Genomic DNA, 19,017 nt, shown 5'->3' with positions numbered 1-19,017 from the left:
CATTTATTCATTATCATATTTAGTAAATACGATTGTTGCATTGTGTCCACCAAAACCTAATGAATTACTCATGGCCGCGTTTATTTCCTGTTTTCGCGCCTTATTTGTAACATAGTCAAGGTCACATTCTGGATCTGGCGTTTCATAATTTATAGTTGGTGGCAAGATTCCTTCCTTTAATGCTAGAACGGTGAATATTGCTTCCACTCCACCAGCTGCCCCTAATAAATGACCAGTCATCGATTTAGTAGAGCTAATCGCTAACTTATTGGCATGCTCTCCAAAAACAGATTTTATTGCCATCGTTTCAAATTTATCATTATAGTCTGTGCTTGTACCATGAGCATTAATATAATCAATATCAGTTGGTGAAAGGTTACCATCTTCTATCGCAAGCTTCATAGCTCTCGCTCCGCCTTCTCCTTCTGGAGATGGTGAAGTGATATGATAGGCATCAGCCGTTGAGCCATACCCTACAATCTCAGCCAAAATATTTGCTCCTCGATTAAGGGCATGTTCTAAATCTTCTAGAACGAGCACACCCGCTCCTTCACCCATCACGAAGCCATCTCGATTCGCATCAAATGGTCGACTAGCTGTTTTTGGGTCTGGGTTAGTCGATAAAGCCGTGTTTGAGCTAAAACCAGCCATAGACATTGACGTGATTGGCGCTTCCGTTCCACCTGCAACCATTACGTCAGCATCTCCACGCTCTATAACTTTAAATGCGTCCCCAATGGAATTGGTTCCTGTTGCACAAGCGGTTACTGTACAGGAGTTCATTCCTTTTGCTCCAAGAGTAATAGACACCTGTCCAGCTGCCATATCCGGAATCATCATTGGGACAAAGAACGGACTTACACGTCGATATCCTCGTTTCTGGAAAACTTCATATTGTTTTTCGAAGGTTTCCATACCGCCAATACCGGAGCCTATCCACACACCTACTCGATGAGCATTTTCATCATTAATAGTCAATTGTGCATTCTTTACAGCCATTAAGGAAGCTGCTACAGCGTATTGCGTAAAACGATCCATCTTTCTTGCTTCTTTTCGCTCTAGCCATTTTTCTGGATTAAATTCTTTTACCTCACCGACTACCTTTGCTGGAAAATCATCAGGATTTAATCTTGTCATAACATCAAGTCCTGATTTTCCTTCCTTAATATTTTCCCATGTAGTTTCCGCATCATTCCCTAAAGGTGTCACGGCACCGACACCCGTTACGACCACTCGTCTTTTTTTCATCATGTTATGTCCATCTCCTTTTTTTACTTTAAGAAAACTTGTTTATTAAAAATTATGTGATTATTTTCCCCATTTCATCACGATAGCTCCCCATGTAAGGCCACCACCAAATCCAACCATAACAATAACATCATCATCATTAATTTTTCCAGCTTCTACTTCATCCACAATTGAGATTGGAATCGAAGCAGCAGATGTGTTTCCATATTTATGAACGGTTTTAGACATTTTTTCTTCAGGTAACTCTAACCGTTGTCGTGCTGATTCCATAATTCGTATATTTGCTTGATGAGGAATTAAAAAGTCTACATCTTCCTTTGTTAATCCAGCTTTATCTAACACCGCTATACTTGATTCTCCCATTTGGCGAACAGCAAATTTGAAAACTTCGCGTCCATTCATTTGAATGATGTCCTTCTCCTGATAAAGATGCTTTCCACCTGAACCGTCTGACCCTAATTCAAATGAAAGAATTCCCCTATCTTTTGAAACAGGTCCCATCACTGCTGCCCCAGCACCATCTCCAAATAAGACTGCTGTATTTCGGTCTTCCCAATTCATAATTTTTGAAAGTTTTTCTACTCCTACTATTAGGATATGTTTATAAGCATTATTTTCAATAAATTGTTTCGCTGTAATCATTCCGTACATAAAACCTGCACAGGCTGCGCTTATGTCCATCGCTGCTGCATTTTTCGCACCTAACTTCTCTTGTAGCATGCACCCAACTGAAGGAAAAGGTTGATCTGGTGTTACCGTAGCAACAAGAATGAGATCAATCTCCTCTGGATGAATCGATGCGTTTTCAATTGCTACTTTTGCAGCTTCATAAGCCAAGTCTGACGTATCCATATGATCAGGCGCTATTCTTCGTTCTTCAATTCCCGTCCTTGTTCTAATCCACTCATCTGTCGTATCCATTATTTTCTCAAGATCGTGGTTAGTGACAACTTTTTCAGGGACATATTTCCCAATACCTATTATACCTGCGTTCATATCAATACCCCTTCCATTTTATCATTACCTTTATTGCAAAACCTATTATCTATTTATATTATTTATTATTATGACTTGGTACTAATTTTATCGAAAAAAAATCAATTTGGCAACTGCTTTCTCCTCATTGATTATGTTTAGGCTAAAAGTCTATCTATATTCCTTGGTGTATGTTGCATCCATTTGCTGATGGTTGCTTTCTAGCTCTACTAACTTATTTTTTCACAAAAAAACCGCCCAAATCAGAGCGGTTTAGCTTAATTCATTTCTTTTTTTGCCTCTTGCTTTCCGAGTTCATACGCTTCTGACATTATTTGATTGAAAAGCGTCATAAAAGGTTGAAGCATATCCATTGAAAACTCTATTCCTGCTTCATCCATTTTCGTTTTCGCTTCAGGAAAATGCTTCATTGCAATTTGCATAAACTGCATGGTTTTATCATCATTCATTATTACTCAATTCCTCCAATCCCTACTCGCTATTTGAATGTTTAGTCTAACTAGAACATTTAAAGCTATATTAACTAATTATGTCAATATTATAGCCTATTCATTGGTTTAAGAAAAGAAGAATCACCACTCTACTTATTGAATACTTAACCGATACTTTTACACAAAAGAAGCTACTTTCTCACCCTTTACTGAAGATACCATTAAATTCTATCATTATAACAGGTGCTTTTTGAACATTCGTTTTAAACAGTATGTAAAATCAGGATTGAAATGTCTTTTTTATAAAAAAGCTACTATCAATCCTGATATGATTTTTCCTGTAGCCTAAGTCCTTCTTTTATTGAAATAGATGACGGAATTACCTCCTTTTGCTGAACGTATGACCGAATAAAGTTAAGAGGAGATAATTGAACATCAATGTCAGTTAGTTCGCTAATTCCCCGTTCCCACTCCTTTTCTTTATTTGACACATACAGATATACCCCTTCCTTATCCAATTGATGGACGAATGTATTAGCCACATCCCTTACAAATAACACATCCTCTGGATCATCCCGTAAACCTTCGATGCTTATTTCTTCGTGATTATTATTTAATATTGAGGCATACAGGTAGTTTGCTGGTTGACTAGGGCCATAAACAGTAGGTAAATATATAATTGAAGTTTTATTCTTTATGTTTAATTTTTCAATCACTTTAGTTAAATCAATGTGTTCCTCCTTATAACGTTTGCTTAGCATATGAGTAGAAAACAGGAAGTGAAAATGGATGTCTTCCATAGGCTCAATGCCTTTGATTTCTTTTGTTAAACTTTCGTGATGACCTTCCTCATAATCAAAATATGGAAATACCATATGAGTTATTTTCTCTTCTTTTTGTTGAAAGGGATAAGCAGCGTAATTTACATTAGCATTACGACCAATTTCAAGCCATTTCTCCCCTTGCTCTCCCTCATCAAACCCTTCTACTTCATATCCATACTCTAATAAACTTTTGCAAAGCTCAAACCCTAAAAATTGCTGGGCAGCAAACACAATGACTCTATTCAATAAAAGCATCTCCCTTTCCATTTCATAAAAACTAAAGAATTTTTTCTTCTTTTCGATAAAATAAAATAAGTTTATTGCTAACGGTTCTATTTTTCTCAGGAACTAAGTAATTAAGTTCCACTCGTCTTGAATTCCCCATTCTTTCTACATATATATCTTTTATGAGATGAAATTGAGATTTATAACGGTTGGAACCAATCCACTGAATTATACAAATGGGAATATCCGTTTTTGCAATAAAGTAGGCCTCTGTATCAGCAATATTAAACTCCCTTTCACATTCTTCCACACTTTTTTCATATACTTTAGCAAGTTCATGAAGGATTTTTTTATAAAAAAACTTCTGCTCATGTTCATGTTCTAAATGCATCGGTATGGAGATACATGGAGAATAAAGAACCATCGACCGTATTTTTTCATTTAGCAATGGAACGAGCTTCTCGGCCACTAAAGCTCCCATCCCGTCCGCTAAAATGTGAATTCGATCATTGAGAATTTCATTTCTGATAATGTAGTGATATACTCTTTTGGCTAAACGAACCGCCTTTTCATGTCCCCAATGACATCCATAAAGATTTGAATAGCATACTAAATAACCATTTGCATTTAATTCCTCGATTATTTTTTTTCTTGTTTCATGTTGCATCCAAAAGCTACTGATCTCATCAACATAGTGATTAAAGTCCCCTAAAATCATCACAGCAAATCCGTTCGGTTTTTCAGGGTAATGCACCATGCACCATTCGTTTTCGATTTGAAATCTCCGCTCCCTCATTTATAATTCTCCTTTTACGTACTAAGTCATATTATTGTATGTAATTGTTAGAACGAGGAAATGTCATTCGCCCAAAATAGAGTAAAAAGCTCCTATATGTTTCGTGATTAGATACGGAAAAATATTTATTATTACATAAAGCTATGGTATGATGAAACATGTAAATACGAGATATGTTATGTTTACATAAAAGGTGAGGTGAGAGTAGTGAGATATTTTTGGACTTTCTTTTGGACACTATTATTAGTTGAGATGCTCTCATATGTCGTTAGTTCAATGAATGGTATAGAGTTCAATCCGGAAGCAGCAGCAATTCTAGCCGTTATAACGACATTGTTACTATTTGTTGTATCCGCTGTCATCCCTAATGACTCCGTGGAGGAACATTAATCTCTTTGATATAACCATAAAAAGCTCATCCAAGTGATGAGCTTTTTATAATTTACTTCATATAAAAGAGATTTAGTTAGAATTACTAAATGGGCTATTTTAACTCCACATACATAATTAAGTAAGCGACGAAAATATTTTTCACGTCTTAAATGGACGAATAAAAGGGATTGCCGAAAGGATTGTTCGATGATCACCCTTCCATTAAAATTTTGGTAAATAAGTCCAATGGCGATTATGATTTGAATTTTCCGGGAAACGATCACCAGACTTCAACTTTATTTTTTTGGGATTCTTCACATTACTTCCAGTTTCACCAATCTCAATGTAAATACCATTATTCGGTGCTTTGTCTCCTCCACGAAAATGTCGCGGTTGCCCCATTTTACTTCCTCCTTCCTTTGTACCTAGATTTACTATTACTATTCGTCGTAAACGGTTGTTTCATACGGATGAAATTTACTACTCTTACTTTAAAGCCTAGAAAAACTACTTTACACATCATTGCTTCATCATGTTAAATTATAAGATGTGAACAAAAATGACGGAGGATATTCATGATTACAGATAATTTAGGTGAATTACTCAAATATTTACTATTAGGTATTTTTCAAGGATTTACAGAACCCATTCCCATTTCATCTAGTGGGCATCTTCAAATCGCAAAGGAATATTTCAGCATTGAGTATAATGGGTTAACCTTCGATATTCTCGTTAATACAGCATCCCTTCTCGCTGTTTTAATTATATATCGTGAAGATTTACTTCGCCTCATCAAAAACGGTGTCAGCTATCTCTCAACCCGAGACAATGCTGCAAAGGCTGATTTTAACTTTATTATTTACTTAATCATTGGAACCATTCCTGCCGGAGTAATTGGAGTTGTTTTTGGTGATTTTATCGAAGGGCAACTTGCAAACAATATTAAAGTTGTAGCCATTGCCTTACTTGTCACTGGGATTGCTCTATGGTTGATTCGCAATTTGAAAGGAAAAAAAAGCGACGGAGAATTATCAATGAAGGATGCTATCATTGTCGGATTAGCCCAAGCCGTTGCGTTAATACCTGGAATAAGCCGTTCAGGAGCAACGATTGTTGCAGCAATGGGACGAGGAATGAAGCAAGAAACGGCACTTCGTTATTCATTCCTATTGTACATCCCTATTAGTTTAGGGGTAACGTTGAAATCCATCGGTGATTTAGTAGCGGACGAATCCATCTTGAGCTTAGCGATTCCCTATTCTCTAGCCTTTTTCGGTTCACTCATCGCCTCCTACTTTTCCTTGAAATGGTTTATGAATATCATGGCGAAAGGGAACTTAAAATACTTTGCTATTTATTGTTTCATTGTAGGAACACTCGTACTAACTTTAACTTAAAAATTTTATTCTTATCTATGCTATAATTAAATAGAGTTGATTAAATCGTAAGGGTGTGAACACTATGCAAACGCCTATGAAAATTTCTGCAGAATTAAAGCAATTATTTGAAGCTACAAATAATAAAAAGATACTCGATAAAGGAACCTACCTTTATCAAGAGGGAATGGTTGCATCTGAGTTATATTATATTCTTAAAGGTAAAGTCCAAATAAGCAAAGTCATTCCTGATGGCAAAGAGTTGTCAATTAAAATTGCAGCTCCTGGTGATGTAATTGGAGATTTATCGCTATTTTGTTCTTCCTCTTCTTATATGCTGAATGCAAAATGTATTGAGAATGTAGAAGTCCTGGCCATAAATAAAGTAATTTTTGAAGATAAATTGAGCTCCACACCTCATCTAACTTTGGAATGGCTAAAATATGTGCAACTACAAAACCAAAAAAATCAAACGAAATTTCGGGACCTAATATTACATGGTAAAAAAGGGGCCCTTTATTCTACATTAATACGACTTTCCAATAGCTACGGTACCTTAACTCCAAAAGGTATTGTCATTGAACTTTCGTTAACTAATCAAGAATTGGCTAATTTCTGTGGTACTTCAAGGGAAGTAGTAAATCGGATGCTCAATGATTTAAAAAGAGACAAGGTTATATCCTTTGAAAAAGGAATCATAACCATTCACCAGCTGTCTCATTTAAAAAATGAAATTGACTGTGAAGATTGCCCCATTGAGATATGTCGAATCGATTAATCTCTTTGCGAAAACAAAACACACTACTTATTAAAAGTCCAAAAAGGGGCTGACCAATCGTCAAAAAATCGACTTATTGGTTTGCCCCTTTGTTTTTATCGTATACCTAAAGCGATTTTCGCGTAACGTGACATCATATCACGACTCCAAGGTGGACTCCAAACGATATCTACTTCCGATTCTTTTACCTCAGGTAATTCACTTAGTGCTACTTTTACTTGATCTACAATCGTACCTGCAAGTGGACATCCCATTGATGTTAATGTCATCGTCACTTTCGCTTGTCCTGATTCGTCAAGTGAAACATCATAAACTAACCCTAAGTTCACTATATCTATACCTAATTCAGGATCCACCACTTGTTCTAATGCACCCATCATACTATCTTTCATTTCTTGATCCATTATAATCACTCCCTTTCTTCTTTATCATATCAAATTAGTGGCGCCTATCAAAATTACATGACTTGTATTTTTTATTGAAATTAACTAACGAATCGTATTTTCTATAGTTTAAGTAGATGTTTCCTTAAGACAGAAAATATATTTCCCTCTGTTCCTACTTACAGGTTCACTAAGTAAAAAAACACCTTATTTTTTTGCAAGTTAAGACTAACAGGTAGACATTTTTTCAATCAAACATATACACTATAGAAAACAAATATACATAAGGAGCGAAAATAATGACAGAAAAACACTTAATTGTCCTCGATTTAGACGGAACATTACTTACTGATGATAAAAAAATATCTACCAAGACGAAGAATGTTTTACATACATTAATGAAACAAGGTCACGAAGTCATGATTGCGACAGGGAGACCATATCGTGCTAGTGAAACGTATTATAATGAATTGGGTTTAACTTCACCCATTGTTAATTTCAACGGTGCATTTGTTCACCACCCGTTAGATAATAGCTGGGGAATGTTTCATGAACCGATGGACCTTGACGTAGCATTAGAAATTGTGGAAGCTTGCAAGGAATTCTCTTTTCATAACATTATTGCTGAGATAATGGACGAAGTGTATTTTCATTATCATGATGAACGTCTAATTGACATTTTTAGCTTTGGTAATCCTACGATTGCAACGGGAGATTTAAAAAAGATATTAACGGACCATCCCACCTCCCTCCTCATACACGCAGAAGAGAGCATTGTACCGATGATACGTAAACATTTAAGTAAGGTTCATGCTGAAGTTATTGACCATCGACGCTGGGCAGCTCCTTGGCATGTCATTGAAATTGTCAAAAAAGGATTAAACAAAGCAATAGGAATTGAAATTGTAGCCAAAAGGCTTGGCATACCTCGAGAAAACATCATTGCTTTTGGAGATGAAGACAATGATATAGAAATGATTGAATATGCTGGAACAGGGGTTGCGATGGGAAATGCAATTCCCCCATTAAAAGACTTGGCTAATGAAGTAACTTTATCTAATGAAGAAGATGGAATCGGTGTTTATTTGGAAAAACGTTTTTTACTCAATTAAAACTTCCAATTATTATGTCCGTTAATTCTTTTCTTTTCGCAAATACTATGAATGGGTGAGTTTTCTTCACCTAGAAGCCAAGAAGGGGTGTTTGTATTGGGAAAAAGCAATAAGTCAAAGCGATTTATTCAACAAGGAAAAAATACGGTTTCCAAACATGATGACCGTATTCCCTATCATCTAACCTTAGCAGAAGCAGAAGCACAAAAATTGCAAAACGTAAAAGATTCCTCTTTAGGGGGGATTTAGTATGACAAACCCATTGTTTGTACAAGCACGTGACTTTGTCCAACAAGCTGTACAAGCGTGTGAATCAGGCAATGCTGAGGAAAAACAAGCTTATATCGCAAAGGCTAAAAATGCTCTATCAAGTGCTTTTGCAAATAGCAATGTGCATGAACAGGCACAACTACGTCAAATGCAGACAGAACTTCAACAGCTTCAATAAAAATAGAAGCCCCTTCAAAAGGGGCTTCTATTTTTATTGATCCTTTTTTAACAAGATGGAATATTGATGAAGAAAAGTTCCATCGTTTTGATTTCGTTCATATAACGTTAATATATGTTTGTTCGTATGTTTTAAATTTTTAACTGTCAAATTAAAGGAGAATTTTGACCAATTAGGCTCCTTTTTATTAACTTTAACTAACGTTTCACCCATCAATTCATGGTGACCATCGTCTACGGAGTAATAAAAACTCCCTTCTCTCGTCCTTGCTTCACCTTTTACTCTATACTTTCCTTTTTCCAACTGTTTAATTTTAATATTTCGAAAAACTTCATTGCCATTGCTTAAAATAAACTGATTATCAGCTATTTTTTCAAACACAATGTTCGGATCTGTTTTCGTAGGAAGAAACCGAGCTTTAATTTTGTACAAGCCTGAATGTACCGGTGTTTCATTCTTCCAAATGCTTGTCCATACTTTTGTTTGACCTGGCATAATTTTTAATGTATGATCCGACTTAGAAAACTTCTTATTTAAACTATATCGATATACCTCACGCTTTCCATCATGCAAGATCACATAATCATACATTTTGTTTGTTGCAAATTGAAACAATACTTCACGACTACTATTGTTATGCAAGGAAAGGTTAATTTTGACTTCATCTCCCACTACAGTCGGCTCGACTTTCCACACCACTTTTTGACCACTAACTGCCCTGACATTTATACTGTTAACCAAAATGAAGCTTATACAAAAAAAGAAACAGAGCCATTTATTCTTCAAGGGGATTCACTCCTAATTAAATATATCCTCTTTTAGTATTGGCTTGTTTCCTTATCTTAGTCTATATGGAGCTATATCGTTTTTTTCTCTCTATAATCGTTGTAATATCTAGAGTACTACCGTAATTTGAACGAAAAAAACTTTGTTATTTTCGTTCAAAATCGCTACACTAGTATCAAAAGTTATTCGCTTTTCTATAGATATACAAATAAGAATAAAGAAGGTGTCATTATGACAATCAAATTATTAGCCGACAGTGGCTCTGACTTACCGTTACATTTTTTTGAAAAAGAATTCACCGAGTTAATACCACTTCGTGTACATATTGATGATACAGAATATGAAGATCTCATTACGATTAACCCACAGAAGGTTTATGAAGCCATTCGAAATGGAAAAAGGCCCATAACCTCTCAAGCATCTCCAGCTATGCTAGAAAAACTGTTCACTACAATTGCCGAGAAAAAGGAAAGCGGTATTTATATAGCCTTTTCATCAGAATTATCTGGAACTTACCAAACAGCTGTAATGGTAAAGGAACAAGTAAAAGAAAACTACCCACACCTTGACTTAACCATTGTCGATTCAAAATGCGCATCACTAGGATATGGATTAGTTGTCAAAGAAGCAGCAGAGTTGATCGCAAAAGGGGCATCAAAGAACGAAATCCTTTCCATAATAAATGACCGAGTTAGTCATATGGAACACTTATTTACTGTAGAAGACTTAGATTATATGGCAAAAGGAGGTCGTGTTAGTAAAGCCTCCGCTTTTGTTGGAGGTCTACTTAATATCAAGCCCTTGCTTCACGTAGAAGATGGGAAGCTTGTCCCTATTGAGAAGCTACGCGGGAGAAAGAAATTACTCCATCGACTTTTAACACTAATGGGAGAACGTGGCGATACGCTTGAAAATCAGGTTGTTGGTATTAGCCACGGAGATGATCTTGAACTAGCTATGGAGATGAAACAACTCATTCAAGAAAAATTTGGCACGAAGGATTTTTATATCAATTTGATTGGAAGTGCTGTTGGTGCACACGCCGGCCCTGGAACACTCGCTATTTTTTTCTTAAATAAACGCTAATACATACTATCTGCCTTCTACGGAAAACTACTATTAAAAGTGAAAGGAGTAAAACGAAATGCCTCATACTTCAGACAACGATAAAAAAGCTCAAGATAAACAAGCTTTTAGACATGAACAGAACATGCAAAAAGATAAAAATCAAAAAGCAGGGAAACGACAGTATTCTAAAAAAACGGATCACCTCTAATCAAGGCTAATAAAAGTAAAGGACCATTTATACACTAAGAAGAACTAGGTATGTTGACTAGTTCTTTTTCATTTCCTTAAGGGATCAAACACTCTGGTTTTCTTCTTAATAGTTCAGAACTAATAGGTAAAGACTATTTATTATGAAGTGATGTACTTCGAAATCCAAGATTAAGGAGTGATTCATTTGGCTAATAATCAAAGCCAGCACCAAACCTTTCCTCCACAACATCAAAACCATCAGCCTGGAACGGAAAAAGAAATGAATCCACAACCAAAGTATGTTGACCCAAATTATAAAGGCAGTGGAAAATTACAAAATAAAGTTGCGCTGATATCAGGTGGTGATAGCGGTATTGGAAAATCTGTTGCTATTTATTTTGCAAAAGAAGGCGCAGATGTGGCCATCGTCTATTTAGAAGAACACGAAGATGCTCATGAAACAAAAATACTTGTAGAGAAAGAAGGACGGAAATGTGTCCTTCTTAGCGGAGATATTGGGAGCGAAACATTTTGTAAAGATGTCATTAATAAAACGATTAATGAATTAGGGCAGCTTAATATATTAGTGAATAATGCCGCAGAACAGCATCCTCAAAATAGTCTATTAGATATCACAAGTGAGCAGCTTGAACGTACATTTCGAACGAATATTTTTTCCATGTTTTATTTATCTAAAGCCGCTCTTCCCCATCTAACGCAAGGTTCTACAATAATCAATTCAGCATCCATCACCGCTTACAAAGGACATAAAACATTGATTGATTATGCTTCAACGAAAGGGGCCATTGTTAGCTACACTCGTTCACTTTCTGAATCTTTAGCTAGTCAAGGAATACGCGTTAATGGAGTTGCTCCAGGTCCAATATGGACGCCACTAATCCCTTCTACTTTTACTGCTGAGGAGGTAAGAACCTTTGGTTCAAACACGCCAATGGGACGCGCAGGTCAACCGTATGAATTAGCTCCAGCTTTTGTGTATCTTGCTAGTGAAGATTCGAGTTATGTAAGCGGACAAATGATACACGTAAATGGCGGTGCCTTTTTAAATACATGACCAAAATATCTGATCAAATAAACATAAAATAAAAGGAGCCTCAAGAAGGGGCTCCTATAAAACAATTTATTAAATCTTGGATATTATTTTCCGTTTAACCTTATTCTCAATAAATGGCTATTGGAATCAACTGCCACCCACATTTTTATTATCATTTCTGATTCTCTTGAAAAAAATCAAAGATTCTCTTAAATACTTTGATTTCATTCGCTTTTTTATTGATACCATGGCCTTCATCTTCTAGAATGATGTATTCAACTTCTCTCCCATACTCCCACAATCTTTCCACAATTTGATCTGACTCTTCTTTCACAACACTTGGATCGTTTGCACCTTGTATAATTAACATAGGCTTTTTCATCGACTTTAAATAAGTAATGGGTGAATCTTCAATCAACTTTTCTTTGTCTTTTTCAGGGTGCCCAATCATTGATTCCAAGAAAGGTTTCCAAAAGTCTGGAACACTATTGATAAATGAAAATAAATTGCTCGGTCCGCATATATCCACAATTGCTTGAAAATATTCAGGATGACGTCCGTGTAACAATAAAGACATATACCCTCCGTAACTTGCACCTAATAAAAATATTTTATTTAAATCGGATCTCCCCGATGCAGCTAACCATTCAATTCCGTGTACGATATCCAAACGGGGGCCGTACCCCCAATCCTTTTCGACCATTTTCGAAAAGGAGAGACCATACCCTGTTGACCCTCGAAAGTTAGGCTGAAAAAAATTGTATCCTTTTGAGGTGGCCAATTGAATAAATGATTTAAACTGCTGTTGCTCATGAAATTGCGGACCACCATGAGGCCAAACTATCGTATAACCATTCTCAACCTCACTTTTCGAACGATAATACAACCCTTCAATCATTAAACCATCAAAAGATGGATAATGTACGACCTCAGATTCAACAAAAATTTTTCTTGATGCTCCTATCACTTGATGATTCGTAATCTCTTTCCATTCAGTTCCTTCTTTTGGGAGCATATATATATTATCTGGACGAGTGTCTGTACTTCCTAAAATATAACAATTACCTCTATTTCCTACTAAAAACTTAGTAATAGAAGTGACTGGAATAACGACTTCATTTATCTCTTCCTCATCGAGATCTAACTGGAAGACACGACTTCTGACTCCACTTGAACCATAAACATACAAGCGATTAGACTTTTCTTCCCATTGCAGATGCTTCATTTCATAGCCTTCTATATGGGCGATTTTAGAATATTGCTTTCGCTTCAGATTGTATTTCATCAAGTATGATACATCCGCATCAAAATTAGTTGTAAAATACATTGTCTGATTGCTAGTAAATATCACATCTCCAACTGTATATTCCTGCTCTGTTTTTGGTAGGATTGTGAATTTTTCATCATTGGAATGGAGAAAAAAATTAATATTTGTACTTGAAAACTGTTTTAAATAAACAAAATGAGATTCATCTGGACTTACTGCTGTTAAATAAGTCGTAGTATGCTCTCCATCTAGCAATAATTGATCTTCTTTCGTAGAAATATGATAAACAAAACTTGATAAGTAAGATTTATTTTTCTTATTTGAAGTATAGTAAACTCTTTCTCCATCATTTGATAAAATTGGTGCTAAATGGCGTGCGCTTTTCTCACTACAAAGTGGTACTAACGCCCCCCCATTTCTGGATAAAGCATAAATTTGACTATTTTCATCACCGTCTTGATCAAAACTTGTTAATATAAACCTTCCTTCTTTTTCAAAAGATAGGTGATGACAATATTGATTAATACTTGTCATTTGATAGGGAGAGTGATTAGGTAAATCCATTCCCCAAATGTTGAATTTTCCATTTAAGTTAGTTGAATAGATTAGTTGATCTTCATCGTGGCTTACAGCAAAATCACCAATTCTAACCGTTAAAAAAAATGATTCTGGATCAGGCTTAGGAAACATTATCATTATCCATTCCCCTCTCATTTTTTATTTCATATAGAAGAAATAAACTAGATTGAATTACTACTTTATTAAAAGCTCCTTTTCTCTATATAAACAGTCATTTCTAAGTTAATTAATATAAAAAACACCAAACATGATATATACTCCATACGTATTGGATGTATTTCACATTTGATGTTCTTTACAACTAAAATTCTATTCAGTTTACAGTCTTTTCATTCTTATAAATTACCCCTGTTGGAACAATGAGTGGGATAGGTTATTCCTTATCCCGCTGTTTATTTTCTTTACTTTTCTTGCGGACAAAGTAAATAAAAAGTATAAATAAAACATATACCGTTACTAAGGACAAAATTAAACCCATATTTAATCCTCTTTCATCGGCAACAGCATAAATTTCAGACGTTTCTCTATCTAAAACGATGTCAAATTCACCTTTATCATTTTTTACGATATCACCAGCAAGTAACCCTCGTAACTCTTTGCCTTCTTCAAAGAGATTGGCATCAACTTTTACCGATTTCGTTTCACTACTATCATTGATTGCAACAATAATCGTTTCATCTTGGTATTGACGCTTATAAACAAGCATACCCTCATTACTAGAAATGGTTTCAATACTTCCTCTAGTAAGTGCTGGAAGTTTCTGTCGTAACTCTCCTAATAGGGAAATATGATCGATAAGTTCTTTTTCGGTTTTAAAATTCATTATTTTACGATTTTCAGGTGATTCTCCACCATTAAGGGCTATTTCAGACCCATAATAGCTGATAGGAATCCCAGGGACGGTGTACATATAAGTAAACGCCTGTTTCCATCGAGTTGGTGGAAATTGATTTTCATCTGCTGCAAACATTGTAAACCGAGACATATCTTTATTATCAATAAACGTCCCCATTACGTATGGATCACGATAATTTTCCTGATTCACTTCCCAAAAATTAGGTAATTCATCCGTAGAAATATCGTATGTTTTAAATACATTTCGAAGTTCTTCGCTTTGAGGATAATCAAGAAAACCATCGATTCCCATATCGGTATATTTTCCAATACTACTAGGGTCAGTATTGTCAATCTCTCCTAGTAAATAAAAATTATCTTTAACTGACTTTACTTCTCGCGAAAACTCTTCCCAAAAAGCCGGAGTGACCTGCTGTATTGCGTCCAGGCGATATCCATCAATATCCGTTTGTTCAATCCACCATTTCGCAGCATCCAATATATACGCTTGCACTTCTGGATTTTCAGTATTTAAGTTATTTAGATTATCTTTTTCGTTAGCGACCAACTCTTCACCACGAATCCAATCGCTCTTTTCAGGGGCAGAAAACCATGAATGATTTGGACCAACACTATTAACAACAAAATCTAAAACAACCTTTAAATCTCTTTTATGGGCTTCCTCGACTAATTGTTTAAAGTCATCTAATGTTCCAAAATGTTCTTCTGTATTATAAAAGTCTGTCACCCAGTAACCGTGATATCCACCCTCATCATTGTCAAAAACAGGTGAAATGCCAATTGAAGTAAACCCCATGTCTTTTATATAGTCAAGTTGACTCAAAACACCTTTAAAATCTCCGCCTTGGTATGCGTTCAAATCTTTAATGTTTACTTCATAATCGTTCGTATTGTCTCCGTTTAAAAAGCGATCTACCATAACATAATACATTGTTTCATCTTGCCATTTTCGTTCTTCTTTTTCAGCTGCTCCAGTTGGGAGAGCATAAAAAAGAAGAAACGGGATTAAAAGAATGCAATATATTCTTTTCATCTCCGCTCCTCCTTATTCGACTATTTTGTTATAGATTAACCTTTTGTATCGCCAGCCGTCAATCTAGATACAAAGCACTTCTAGAATCATATCATAATGGGAACAACTAAAAGTGAGTTGAGCGTCTCAACTTATTAGAAATTATTACAAAAAGAATATAATATTTTGATGACCAACGAGACGATAGTATATAAACAATACTTTTATTATACTTCCATTCTTCCTTTTCACAAGAGGTTTTCTAGGTTTATCTACAATTGATGCTTATCAATTTAACATTTTCGCCATAATCATAATAAATCATTGACTTTTAAAAGGAGGTTTCTTCTATGGATAGAGCGTCCATTTACCACCGCCCTACAGATAATTATGCATACGCTTACAGTATTGATAAGCTACATATAAGAATTCGTACCAAAAAGAATGATTTAAAAAACATAACTTTACTATACGGTGATCCTTTTGAAGTCAAAGAAAATAACTGGGTGCACGCTGAGATGCCCATGTCGAAAACCGGCTCTGATGAATTAGCAGATTATTGGTTAGCTGTTGTCACACCGCCATATCGCCGCTTACGTTACGGCTTTCTTCTAGAAGACAATCAAAGCAAGTTATATCTAGGTGATAAAGGATTTGGTGATAATCGCTGGACAGATGTAGCCTATTATTTCTGTTTTCCCTTTATTCATCCTTCAAGTGTTTTTAATGCACCGAAATGGGTAAAAGATACTGTTTGGTATCAAATCTTCCCCGAACGTTTTGCTAATGGCAACAGATTTAACGATCCTGAAGGTACGTTACCGTGGGGAAGTACAAATCCAACAACGACAAATTTTTTCGGTGGCGATTTAAATGGTATTTCAAAAAATATACCCTATTTAAAGGAACTAGGAATTAGCGGGATATATTTAACTCCGATTTTCAAAGCACACTCTAATCATAAATATGATACTATTGATTATTTTGAAATTGACCCACAACTTGGAACAAAAGAAGAAATGAAAGAACTGGTGAAAGCATGTCATGAGAACGGAATAAAAGTCATGCTTGATGCAGTATTTAATCACTGCGGGTTTTATTTCTCAAAATTTCAGCATGTGTTAAAACATCAAGAAAACTCCCCTTATAAAGATTGGTTCCATATAAAAGAATTCCCAATTCAAACTCAACCTCATCCAAACTATGATACTTTCGGTTTTGTTGCGGACATGCCTAAATTAAACACGGCAAACCCCTTAGTAAAGGAATATTTATTAAACGTAGGACGGTATTGGGTAAAGGAGTTTAACATTGATGGCTGGAGATTAGATGTCGCAAACGAAGTAGACCATCATTTTTGGAGAGAGTTCCGTAAAGAGGTTCGAGCGATAAAGTCCGATTTATTTCTTTTAGGAGAAATATGGCATGATTCGATGCCATGGCTAAGAGGAGATCAATTTGATGCAGTCATGAATTATCCATTTACTAATAATGTTATAAGCCTTTTTGCAAAGCAAACCATTGATGCCAATCAATTTATTGAAAAGATGACCCATGTAACCCATATGTATCCTAGTCCTATAAATGAAGTTTCCTTTAATCTTGTAGGAAGTCATGATACTGTTCGTATTTTAACAGAATGTAGTGAAGATACAGCTCGTTTAAAGCAAATTTTTAACCTATTGCTGACTTTTACTGGCACACCTTGCATCTTTTATGGAGATGAAATAGGACTTACAGGCACTCAAGACCCAGAATGCCGTAAATGTATGATATGGGAGAAAGAAAAACAAGATCAAGATTTGTTCAAGCATATCCAAAAGTTATTAGGCCTTAGAAAAGAATATACATTGCTTGCTAACGAAGGAACCTTCCGTTTCATTCAAGTGGAAGAAAACAAAGATGTCGTAGCCTATACGAGAAGTAAGGATAATGATATTATATTAATTTTATTAAATACACGAGGAACAAAAACAAACTATACCATTCCACTCAACTTACATGGAAAAGTCATTCATGATATTTGGAATAACAAAGAATATGCTGCTAACTCTGATACATTGGTTGCTACTTTAGACCCTTATGGTTTCTGTTTCCTTTTCATATCATTGCTGAACCACCCCCTCAGTAAATAAAGCAGAAAAAAGATTGAAATAAAACATGTATGTCTTTTCTTTGACCTTAAATTAAATAAGCTAGAACATGCAATAACCATTTAAAAAGAGGAGGTTTCCAAACGTCCTCTTTTCTTATTCATTCCCTGCTTTTTACGGAATGCTTATGAGTCTTTCCCTATTGAAAAGCCATCAAATAAGCGACCACCGTAAGGAGTCAAGAAGTCGTCTACTAACTTAATCACCTTCTCCTTCTGATCATTTCGATAAAAGCTGTCGAATGCTTCAATAAAATCATCCGCTATTTTGGGGTCGTATTGAGTTAAAGATTTAACAATCCACTTAGAAGACCCAACCCACTGTCCATTTACTCTCAACATAAACTCATGAAGTTTTTCAGCTAAGGAATTTGCAATAAAAAGAGCTTCTTTCCTGTTAGATGTACCAATAAAATTATCCAACTCATCTGTTATAAAATACCGCTTTAAATCGATCATTTCTTCAGTCCATGCCTCTGGGCCAAGTGTAAGGATTTCTTCTGCCTCTCTTTTGATTTCTTTAACCGTTCCCTCTCCCTTTATAATAACCCCTTCCGAAACCATCCTCGGTAAAGAAGGTCTCGCTCTCTCAACATCACTTTGAAAAAATTTTTTATATGAAGTGAAGTTATGTACAAACACTTCTATTGGCCAATTAAAATCGATTAGAGATTCCCGATAAGCGTTAGGAACATTTGCATCAAAAACAACGATATCTAGATCTGAAGTTGATGTTGCCTCATTCCTTACAACGCTTCCGGCGAGAATCGCCCCATCACATTGAAAAAAGTATTTATTAATAATCTTTGCTGCTGCTTCTGTTGGTTTTAATCTATTCAATTCTAATTCTCCTTTACAACTTTTACATCGTTCATCAATCTTAATAATTACTATATCCTTTCTAAATAACAAGTCAATTACCTGTTTAAATTATAAAAAAATAAATAAATGTCACTTTTTCTAACATGAAAGCGTTTTTATAATAAAAAACACTTGAACTTTTAGTAATTTCTGAATATGATAATAATTATAACAAGTTAATGTTAATAAAACTAACATAAGGAGG

At 35.3% G+C, this 19,017-nt stretch carries 21 protein-coding genes; 10 read left to right on the top strand and 11 right to left on the bottom strand.

Features of this window, described 5'->3' with window-relative positions; genetic code table 11:
- Positions 1-3: 3 nt before the first annotated feature.
- The 5 genes from fabF to WAK64_RS05530 form a co-directional block, all read right to left on the bottom strand.
- A complete protein-coding gene (gene fabF / locus WAK64_RS05550; protein WP_336586017.1) occupies positions 4-1,248 on the bottom strand; it encodes a beta-ketoacyl-ACP synthase II in 1,245 nt (414 codons plus the stop codon).
- A gap of 60 nt (positions 1,249-1,308) precedes the next feature.
- Positions 1,309-2,244: a beta-ketoacyl-ACP synthase III gene (locus tag WAK64_RS05545; RefSeq protein ID WP_336585949.1), complete on the bottom strand. Its 936-nt coding sequence runs from the start codon at positions 2,242-2,244 to the stop codon at positions 1,309-1,311.
- A gap of 257 nt (positions 2,245-2,501) precedes the next feature.
- Positions 2,502-2,693 carry a ComZ family protein gene (locus WAK64_RS05540; RefSeq protein WP_336585948.1) on the bottom strand — a complete coding sequence of 64 codons (192 nt, stop codon included), beginning with the start codon at positions 2,691-2,693 and terminating at the stop codon, positions 2,502-2,504.
- Between the two features lie 299 nt (positions 2,694-2,992).
- Complete coding sequence (locus WAK64_RS05535) at positions 2,993-3,745, bottom strand: hypothetical protein (protein ID WP_336585947.1); 753 nt, start codon at positions 3,743-3,745, stop codon at positions 2,993-2,995.
- 31 nt (positions 3,746-3,776) lie between these two features.
- Positions 3,777-4,520 (bottom strand): hydrolase, encoded by a 744-nt coding sequence (locus tag WAK64_RS05530; protein WP_336585946.1) that lies wholly within the window; start codon positions 4,518-4,520, stop codon positions 3,777-3,779.
- Positions 4,521-4,727: 207 nt separating this feature from the next.
- Between WAK64_RS05530 and WAK64_RS05525 the strand changes: the two genes are divergently transcribed.
- Entirely contained in the window at positions 4,728-4,910 is a 183-nt protein-coding gene (locus WAK64_RS05525; protein ID WP_336585945.1) for a YjzD family protein, read from the top strand.
- Positions 4,911-5,114: 204 nt separating this feature from the next.
- Here WAK64_RS05525 and WAK64_RS05520 read toward each other — a convergent pair whose 3' ends face one another.
- Positions 5,115-5,294: a YjzC family protein gene (locus tag WAK64_RS05520; RefSeq protein WP_336585944.1), complete on the bottom strand. Its 180-nt coding sequence runs from the start codon at positions 5,292-5,294 to the stop codon at positions 5,115-5,117.
- Positions 5,295-5,467: 173 nt separating this feature from the next.
- On the opposite strand from WAK64_RS05520, the gene WAK64_RS05515 reads away from it, so the two are divergent.
- Both WAK64_RS05515 and WAK64_RS05510 read left to right on the top strand, forming a co-directional pair.
- The gene (locus WAK64_RS05515) at positions 5,468-6,289 is read left to right on the top strand and encodes an undecaprenyl-diphosphate phosphatase (protein WP_336585943.1); all 822 of its coding nucleotides are present in this window, start codon (positions 5,468-5,470) and stop codon (positions 6,287-6,289) included.
- 64 nt (positions 6,290-6,353) lie between these two features.
- On the top strand, positions 6,354-7,046 hold the full coding sequence (locus WAK64_RS05510; protein ID WP_336585942.1) for a Crp/Fnr family transcriptional regulator: 693 nt from the start codon (positions 6,354-6,356) through the stop codon (positions 7,044-7,046).
- A 95-nt stretch (positions 7,047-7,141) separates the two neighbouring features.
- Here WAK64_RS05510 and WAK64_RS05505 read toward each other — a convergent pair whose 3' ends face one another.
- Positions 7,142-7,450 carry a metal-sulfur cluster assembly factor gene (locus WAK64_RS05505; RefSeq protein WP_336585941.1) on the bottom strand — a complete coding sequence of 103 codons (309 nt, stop codon included), beginning with the start codon at positions 7,448-7,450 and terminating at the stop codon, positions 7,142-7,144.
- Positions 7,451-7,728: 278 nt separating this feature from the next.
- Here WAK64_RS05505 and WAK64_RS05500 point away from each other — a divergent pair, with 278 nt between their 5' ends.
- The 3 genes from WAK64_RS05500 (at position 7,729) to WAK64_RS05490 (ending at position 8,989) form a co-directional block, all read left to right on the top strand.
- Positions 7,729-8,541 (top strand): Cof-type HAD-IIB family hydrolase, encoded by an 813-nt coding sequence (locus WAK64_RS05500; RefSeq protein WP_336585940.1) that lies wholly within the window; start codon positions 7,729-7,731, stop codon positions 8,539-8,541.
- Between the two features lie 96 nt (positions 8,542-8,637).
- Entirely contained in the window at positions 8,638-8,790 is a 153-nt protein-coding gene (locus tag WAK64_RS05495) for a hypothetical protein (protein ID WP_336585939.1), read from the top strand.
- A gap of 1 nt (position 8,791) precedes the next feature.
- Positions 8,792-8,989, top strand: a complete 198-nt coding sequence (locus tag WAK64_RS05490) for a DUF3813 domain-containing protein (RefSeq protein WP_336585938.1) — start codon at positions 8,792-8,794, stop codon at positions 8,987-8,989.
- Between the two features lie 33 nt (positions 8,990-9,022).
- Here WAK64_RS05490 and WAK64_RS05485 read toward each other — a convergent pair whose 3' ends face one another.
- Positions 9,023-9,775 carry a BsuPI-related putative proteinase inhibitor gene (locus WAK64_RS05485; RefSeq protein ID WP_336585937.1) on the bottom strand — a complete coding sequence of 251 codons (753 nt, stop codon included), beginning with the start codon at positions 9,773-9,775 and terminating at the stop codon, positions 9,023-9,025.
- A 231-nt stretch (positions 9,776-10,006) separates the two neighbouring features.
- On the opposite strand from WAK64_RS05485, the gene WAK64_RS05480 reads away from it, so the two are divergent.
- From WAK64_RS05480 to WAK64_RS05470, 3 genes are all read left to right on the top strand, one after another.
- Positions 10,007-10,861 (top strand): DegV family protein, encoded by an 855-nt coding sequence (locus WAK64_RS05480; RefSeq protein WP_336585936.1) that lies wholly within the window; start codon positions 10,007-10,009, stop codon positions 10,859-10,861.
- Between the two features lie 58 nt (positions 10,862-10,919).
- Entirely contained in the window at positions 10,920-11,051 is a 132-nt protein-coding gene (locus WAK64_RS05475; RefSeq protein ID WP_336585935.1) for a DUF3941 domain-containing protein, read from the top strand.
- A 186-nt stretch (positions 11,052-11,237) separates the two neighbouring features.
- The gene (locus WAK64_RS05470) at positions 11,238-12,107 is read left to right on the top strand and encodes an SDR family oxidoreductase (RefSeq protein ID WP_336585934.1); all 870 of its coding nucleotides are present in this window, start codon (positions 11,238-11,240) and stop codon (positions 12,105-12,107) included.
- 151 nt (positions 12,108-12,258) lie between these two features.
- On the opposite strand, the gene WAK64_RS05465 is transcribed toward WAK64_RS05470, so the two are convergent.
- On the bottom strand, positions 12,259-14,049 hold the full coding sequence (locus WAK64_RS05465; RefSeq protein WP_336585933.1) for a S9 family peptidase: 1,791 nt from the start codon (positions 14,047-14,049) through the stop codon (positions 12,259-12,261).
- Between the two features lie 256 nt (positions 14,050-14,305).
- A complete protein-coding gene (locus tag WAK64_RS05460) occupies positions 14,306-15,820 on the bottom strand; it encodes an alpha-amylase family glycosyl hydrolase (RefSeq protein ID WP_336585932.1) in 1,515 nt (504 codons plus the stop codon).
- A gap of 329 nt (positions 15,821-16,149) precedes the next feature.
- On the opposite strand from WAK64_RS05460, the gene WAK64_RS05455 reads away from it, so the two are divergent.
- Complete coding sequence (locus tag WAK64_RS05455; RefSeq protein ID WP_336585931.1) at positions 16,150-17,934, top strand: alpha-glycosidase; 1,785 nt, start codon at positions 16,150-16,152, stop codon at positions 17,932-17,934.
- Positions 17,935-18,077: 143 nt separating this feature from the next.
- Here WAK64_RS05455 and WAK64_RS05450 read toward each other — a convergent pair whose 3' ends face one another.
- On the bottom strand, positions 18,078-18,791 hold the full coding sequence (locus WAK64_RS05450) for a nucleotidyltransferase domain-containing protein (RefSeq protein WP_336585930.1): 714 nt from the start codon (positions 18,789-18,791) through the stop codon (positions 18,078-18,080).
- Between the last annotated feature and the right edge of the window lie 226 nt (positions 18,792-19,017).

The sequence above is a fragment of the Bacillus spongiae genome (assembly GCF_037120725.1).
Lineage (GTDB): Bacteria > Bacillota > Bacilli > Bacillales > Bacillaceae_K > Bacillus_CI > Bacillus_CI spongiae.
The sequence above is the reverse complement of the archived record's forward strand: the minus strand, read 5'-3'. Positions and strand labels throughout refer to the sequence as shown.